General features: G+C 65.0%; 5 protein-coding genes. All 5 read right to left on the bottom strand.

Annotated elements, in window-relative coordinates; translation table 11 throughout:
* Window positions 1–505 precede the first annotated feature (505 nt).
* The 5 genes from tyrS to TVC13_RS09805 all read right to left on the bottom strand — a co-directional run bounded on the left by tyrS (window position 506) and on the right by TVC13_RS09805 (window position 6,444).
* Window positions 506–1,831, bottom strand: coding sequence for a tyrosine--tRNA ligase (gene tyrS, locus TVC13_RS09825; protein WP_422401029.1), 1,326 nt, complete (start codon window positions 1,829–1,831; stop codon window positions 506–508).
* A gap of 13 nt (window positions 1,832–1,844) precedes the next feature.
* Window positions 1,845–4,112, bottom strand: a complete 2,268-nt coding sequence (locus TVC13_RS09820) for a UvrD-helicase domain-containing protein (RefSeq protein ID WP_422401028.1) — start codon at window positions 4,110–4,112, stop codon at window positions 1,845–1,847.
* Between the two features lie 110 nt (window positions 4,113–4,222).
* Window positions 4,223–4,792: an adenine phosphoribosyltransferase gene (locus TVC13_RS09815; protein ID WP_422401027.1), complete on the bottom strand. Its 570-nt coding sequence runs from the start codon at window positions 4,790–4,792 to the stop codon at window positions 4,223–4,225.
* Window positions 4,793–4,876: 84 nt separating this feature from the next.
* Entirely contained in the window at window positions 4,877–5,536 is a 660-nt protein-coding gene (locus TVC13_RS09810) for a DNA-3-methyladenine glycosylase (protein ID WP_422401026.1), read from the bottom strand.
* A gap of 38 nt (window positions 5,537–5,574) precedes the next feature.
* Complete coding sequence (locus TVC13_RS09805; protein WP_422401025.1) at window positions 5,575–6,444, bottom strand: SRPBCC domain-containing protein; 870 nt, start codon at window positions 6,442–6,444, stop codon at window positions 5,575–5,577.
* Window positions 6,445–6,502 lie beyond the last annotated feature (58 nt).

The following is a 6,502-nucleotide window of genomic DNA, read 5'->3' as shown; positions in this document are numbered from 1 at the left end:
AATTCAACCAATCAATAAATAATCGGTATCAATAAACTTGGCACACTATTGAGTTCTCAAACAACAGGCACATCCGGCCTACTCAGAAAAACCATTCCCAACCAGGAACTTTCTTTTCTTTTCGCGCCGCTGTGGTGTTTTACCAGCATATTCCATCTTTTCGTTTTCCGCAATTCGGTGAATTTCCCGAAATTTGCTCGAAACAATTAGATGATTCCACGCGAAAACGAAGCTCTTTCACAGCGTAGCCGTGAACCAGCTTTTTGTTTTGTGTGGTTTGGCCACCGTCCCGGGGATCTCCGGAAGATCTAGCTTCCGGCGCCCCAACCGCGGCGACTCCAATTACTTTACACACCCCCGGGCGCCCGTGCAAGCCGGCTTCGTGTGACGCTCTGCACCCCAACCATCGGCCACAAAAGTGCCTGCCGGGCCGCAAGCAGCAGCGGCGCCCGTAAACGGCAGGAGGCCGGCTCCCCGATGGGAACCGGCCTCTCACTTTCACGTACTACTGGTCTGTGACCACGGCCGTCGCCAGGTTGCGCTTACCGCGGCGCAGCAGCAGGTACTTGCCGTGCAGCAGCTCTGACTCGGTGATCACCGCGTCAATCTCGGTGACCTTGCGGTTGTTCACGTAGGCGCCGCCTTCGGTGATGGTCCGCCGTGCCTCGGAGTTGGTCTTCGACAGTCCGGTGGCAACCAGGAGGTCGATGATGCCCAGGCCGGCTGAATCCACCTCGGCCCGCGGAAGTTCCGCCGTGGCCGCAGTCAACGTCGCTTCATCGAGTTCTTCAAGCGATCCCTGTCCGAACAGGGCAGCCGAAGCAGCAATGACCTTCTCGGTGGCTTCCGTGCCGTGGACCAGGGAGGTCACGTCATAGGCCAGGGCGCGCTGAGCCTCCCGCTTGTGCGGCGCTTCCTTTACCGAGCGCTCCAGTTCTTCGATTTCCGCCTTGGTGCGGAAGGTGAAGACCTTCAGCCGGTCGATCACATCGGCGTCGGCGGTGTTCAGCCAGAACTGGAACATGGCGTACGGGCTGGTCATGGATCCGTCCAGCCAGACGGCGTTGCCTTCGCTCTTGCCGAACTTGGTGCCGTCGGAGTTGGTGATCAGCGGAGTGCCCAGTGCATGCACCGTGGCGCCTTCAACCTTGCGCACCAGCTCGGTGCCGGAGGTCAGGTTGCCCCACTGGTCCGATCCGCCGGTTTCCAGCACGCAGTTGTAGTCGCGGAAGAGCTGGAGGTAATCCATGCCCTGAAGCACCTGGTAGCTGAACTCCGCGTAGGAGATGCCTTCGTCAGAGTTCAGGCGGGAGGCAACGATTTCCTTCTTGATCATGGTGCCCACCCGGAAGTGCTTGCCGATGTCCCGCAGAAAATCGATGGCGCTCATCGGCGCCGTCCAGTCCAGGTTGTTCACCATGCGGGCGGAGTTCTCGCCCTCAAAGCTGAGGAAGCGCTGCACCTGTCCCTGCAGGTAGCCAACCCACTCATTCACCGTTTCTTTGGTGTTCATGGTGCGTTCCGCCGTCGGGCGCGGGTCGCCGACCAGACCGGTGGATCCGCCCACCAGCGCCAGGGGCCGGTGGCCGGCCAGCTGGAGGCGGCGCATCGTGAGCAGCTGCACGAGGTTGCCCAGGTGGAGGCTGGGCGCTGTGGGATCAAAGCCGCAGTAATACGTGACCGGGTCCCCGGCGAGCAGCTTTTCAAGTTCCGCCTCATCGGTGGAGAGCTTGATCAGCCCACGCCATTTCAGTTCCTGCCAGATGTTGGCAAAGCTCGGATCGTTCTGCTGGGCAGCAAGGCCCTCGGAGGTCTGGGTATTCTGTGGCACGCCTTCTAAATTATCAGGATTCACTGCCGTCGATGCCCGCCGGAATGCCATGCTCCGCAATAAGACGCAGTCGCTGTGTGGGACGGGTCATGGCAACGTACAGATCTCCCACCTTTCCGGCGGCCGCGGTAAGCAGTTCGGACGGTTCAAGGATGACGACGGCGTCGAACTCCAGCCCCTTGGCCTCCCGCGGGGAGATGACCACGATGTCCTGGCTCAGGCCGCCGGCACCGGTACCCACCCGGTTTCCGTACAGCGCCGTAACTTCCCTGCGGACGGTTTCCAGCCGGTGCTCCTCGGTGATCACAGCCAGGAGACCGCCCTCAATCGCGGCCAGATCCTCCGGGAGCGTCTCAAGCAGCCTCGGCAGCAGTCCGCCCTCGGGAACAGTGTCCAGGAACGGCGCCCACTGTCCTTCGCGCACGGCCTTGGGAGCGGAGACCACCAGCCCTGCCGCATTGGCCATGCGGACCGCGGCCTCGGCGATCTGCGCCGGCGTGCGGTAGTTGACGGTCAGTTCTTCAAGCGTCCACCGCTCCCCCACGAACGGCGCCAGGGCCTGCTGCCACGAGGTGGCTCCGGCTGCGGAGGAGGTCTGCGCGATGTCGCCCACCACGGTGAAGGATTTCAGCGGGCAGCGGCGCATCAGCAGCCGCCACTGCATGGCCGAGAGTTCCTGCGCCTCGTCCACCACCACGTGGCCAAAGGCCCAGGTGCGGTCGACGGCGGCGCGGTCCGCGGCGGTGAGCCGCTGCTCGGTGGCCATATTGTGATTGGCCAGGTCCTCTGCGGAGAGGATGCCGTGGGCACCTGAATCTTCCAGGAAACCTTCGGTGTTTTCGATCGCGCGCTCGGCGTTGGCCAGGTCCCGCTTGCGGGCTTCTTCCAGCGCGGCGCTGTCCCGGCCGGCGGAAGCGTCCAGGTCGCCGAGCAGTTCCGCGGCCTCGTCGAGCAGCGGCACATCGGCCTCGGTCCACGGAGCGTCCGGGCTGCGGCGCAGCGCGTCCAGCTCGGCGTCGGTCAGTTCCGGAGCGGCAGCTTCCAGCTGGCCCGGTTTGCTGAAGAGTTCACTGATGAGCTTTTCCGGCGTCATCGGCATCCAGCACAGGTTCAGCGCTACCCGCACATCGCGTGAGCTGCGCACGTCCTCGGCCAGATATGCGCGGTCAGTGCTGTTGCCGGCACCTGCTGACTCTTCGAGGATTTCCGTCATCTGGTCGGTGAGCTCGCGCAGCAGGATCTTTACGAACGTCACGCGCGCCTCATTGTGCGGCTTGCCGGTGGCACGGGCACGGTCACGGGCACGGGCCACCTGCTTGGGAGTAAGGGTGACCCAGGTGCCTTCAATGTTAAGGCGCCGCGGCTCGGTGAAGTTCCGCTGGCGGTTGGCAACGGCGCGGGCAACGACGTCGGCCATCGCGAGCCGGCCCTTGATCTCCGCAGCTGCGGGAGTTTCTTCACCGGTGGCTGCAATGCCTGGCATAAGCTGCCCAAGGCTGGACATCACGACGCCGGTTTCGCCCAGGGAGGGCAGCACACGTTCGATGTAGCGGATGAAGGCGTTGGACGGGCCAACCAGCAGGACGCCGGCGGACTTCAGCCGTTCGCGGTGGGTGTAGAGCAGATACGCGGCCCGGTGGAGGGCGACGGCGGTTTTGCCGGTGCCCGGTCCGCCCTGGACCACCAGTGTTCCCGGCAGCGGCGCACGGATGATGCGGTCCTGCTCAGCCTGGATAGTGCCGACGATGTCCGACATCTGGCCGGTCCGCTTGGAGTTCAGGGCCGCCAGCAGCGCGCCTTCACCCTGCAGGTCCTGGCCTTCTTCGAGCATTGAATAGTCCAGCACGTCGTCTTCGAGGCCCTGGACCTCGCGGCCCTTGAGCATCAGGTGACGGCGGCGTCGCACGCCCTGCCGTTCGAAGGCTGTTGCCTGGTAGAAGGTGCCCGCTTCCGGGGCACGCCAGTCAACCATGAGGCGCTGCAGGTCCGCTGTGGAAAGGCCGATGCGGCCGATGTAGCGGGTCTCGCCGTCGTCGAGGTCCAGCCGGCCGAAGACCAGGCGGTCATCGACGGCCATCAGCTGCGCAAGCCGGTCTTCGTACATCGTCGCGAACGCGTCGCGTTCGGACCGGTTCTGGTGTGACCCCGCGGAGTGGCTGCGGCGCACCTGGGCCAGCTGCTCACGTTTTTCCTCGCGCAGCTCATCGAGCCGGTGGTACAAGCCGGCCACGTATTGGCGCTCGTTTTCCAGCTCCGTATGGGCCGAAGATACTTCAGGCATGTTCGCGTTCCCTCTCGCAAAGGCAGACCGTCAAGTTTACCCCGCATCGGCACATTTTGTATGCCCTGTCCAGAGTGCGGCCTATCGGCGGGCTGCCCGGGGGCAAAAGGCTAGTAAGTGCGCAGCGAGTGGACGTTATAACCGGCCAGGTTTTCGCGGCCGCCAAGTCCGTCGAGTTCCAGTACGACGCCGATGCCGGCGACGCTGGAACCGGCCCGTTCGATGAGCCGGGCGGTGGCGCCCAGGGTGCCGCCGGTGGCCAGGACATCGTCAAGGACCAGTACACGGGAGCCGTGCGGAATGTCACCGATGTGCACTTCGAGGCTGTTCGTGCCGTATTCCATTGAATACGTCTCGCTGTAGGTGGGGCGCGGCAGCTTCCCCGGCTTGCGGACAGTGATGACACCGTGTCCGGAGGCGTAGGCGGCGGCAGCAGCAAGCAGGAAGCCGCGGGCTTCGACGCCGGCAACGTAGTCGAAGGATCCTTCGAACTCGGCCAGCAGGGCATCGACCATGCCGCGCAGCGCCGGTCCGTCAGCGAAGACCGGAGTCAGGTCGCGGAACGTCACCCCCGGCGTCGGGTAATTCGGCACCACTGCGCAGAGGCGGTCAATGGTTTCGAGGATGGATTCTGCCGGTGCAGCTGAGCCGGCAAGGGGGGCTGAAGCTTCGTCTTTCACCCATCTACCTTACCGGGCCGGGGCCCGGACTAGCCTGCCCGGTGTTATTCCGGGACTGCGCCGCTGGTCACATGTGGCCGTGGCTTAGGACGTTTTGGCGGTCGCGGGGGGGGCGCGGGGGGGGGGCGCCCCCCCCGCCGGGCCCCCCCGGTACTTGGAGACGGTGGGTTCGCCCGTAAGCCAGTAGCGCCAGGGGTAGGCCTCTCCCCCACCCTCGCCGCTGACCCCCACCCGCGGGCCGCGGGAGATCAGAGCAGCGTCCGCCGGTTCGGGCGGAAGCTCGAGCCGCAGGGGTTCGGTGAAGACGTCAGCGCCGTTCAGTTCCCGGTTGATGCCCAGGGCCTGGGCCAGCCGGGCAGGGCCGCGGGCCAGGTCAAGGTCCGTCCTGGGTTCCTTGCGGCGGAGCCGTGCAACCGGCTTCCCCTCGACGATCTCACCGGCCCGCAGCAGGAGGCCGGTGGCCTGGCCCTCCTCACCGCAGACCACGTTGGCGCAGTAGTGCATGCCGTAGGTGAAGTAGACGTAGAGGTGCCCGGCGGGACCAAACATGGTGGAGTTGCGCGCGGACTGGCCGCGGAAGGCATGCGAACCGGGATCCGCTTCGCCCAGGTAGGCCTCCACCTCGGTGATGCGGACAGCTACCGGCCCCTCAGGCGATTCCCGGTGCAGGACGGCACCCAACAGCCAGGGAGCTGCTTCGGTAGCGGGGACGGCCAGGAGGCTGCGGGCATCGGAAACGTCCATGCCCTTACCGTAAGGGCCGGACGGCCGCTGCAAAAAACTCAGAGGGCTGTGCGGTAGAGCGCTTCGAGTGCCCGCAGCCGGTGGGAATTGGGATGCGGCGTATCGCCTTGCAGCCGGATCGCCGCCGAATCCAGGGCCAGGTGCCAGGCGGCCATCAGCGCCGCGGTGTCTTCGGTGGTCCCGCCCTGCACCCGCTGGCGGACGTACACTTTGGCCAGCCCGTCGTCGTCGCGCACTTCGATGACCGCTTCTTCGCCAATGCCCAAGTTGCCGCTGGAACTTTCGAGGGCAGCGCCCACGTCCTCGGCCGGCGCGTTGTACCAGCGTTCGAACTCAAGACTCCTGCCATCCGGGTTGTCCACTACCTTGCCCATCGTGGGACTGACGTCGAACTCCCGGGAGTACGCGTCCCGCAAAGCCTCCCAGTCGCCCGGTTCCTCTTGCGGCGGCGGGTTTCCGGCGGCGACGGCGGCAAACGCGCCCATGATGCCCTGCCAGCCGGCGCTGCCTTCGGCCAGGAAATCCGCAGTATCCGAATGCGCGCGGAAAGTCAGCAGCGAACCGCCGTCGGACTCCAGGACCTGCCAGTCCAGGACTGATTCCTCGCCCAGTTCGTCATCCCAGCTGATTTGCAGGCTGGAACGCGGGTTGAGCTGCAGGACGGTCCCGGAGACCCCGCTGCCGCCCTTCTCCAGCGTGTATTCCTTGCCCAGCTCCCAGTCGGGATGGATGGGGCCCAGCCATTGTTCCACCTTCTGCGGGTTGGTCAGGACATCCCAGATATGGGCGGTGGGGTAATCAAGCTGCTTGTCGAACGCCAGCACCCACCCGTCGGTGACCTTTTCGATCCGGCCCTCGGGAACCGGCCGGGATTCGCTGCTGCTGGACGGTGATGGGCTTTCAGCCATGGCCCGGCCTTCCTGGACGTGGGATGCGGACCATTTCAGGCTAGCGGCGGCAGCCGCC

Source organism: Arthrobacter sp. 3Tela_A (assembly GCF_049311025.1).
Classification (GTDB): Bacteria; Actinomycetota; Actinomycetes; order Actinomycetales; family Micrococcaceae; genus Arthrobacter_B.
The sequence above is the reverse complement of the archived record's forward strand: the minus strand, read 5'-3'. Positions and strand labels throughout refer to the sequence as shown.

Coding starts and splice junctions, on each gene's coding strand:
- TVC13_RS09805 (WP_422401025.1), bottom strand. CDS start 6,444: ATGGCTGAAAGCCCATCACCGTCCAGCAGCAGCGAATCCCGGCCGGTT.
- TVC13_RS09810 (WP_422401026.1), bottom strand. CDS start 5,536: ATGGACGTTTCCGATGCCCGCAGCCTCCTGGCCGTCCCCGCTACCGAA.
- TVC13_RS09820 (WP_422401028.1), bottom strand. CDS start 4,112: ATGCCTGAAGTATCTTCGGCCCATACGGAGCTGGAAAACGAGCGCCAA.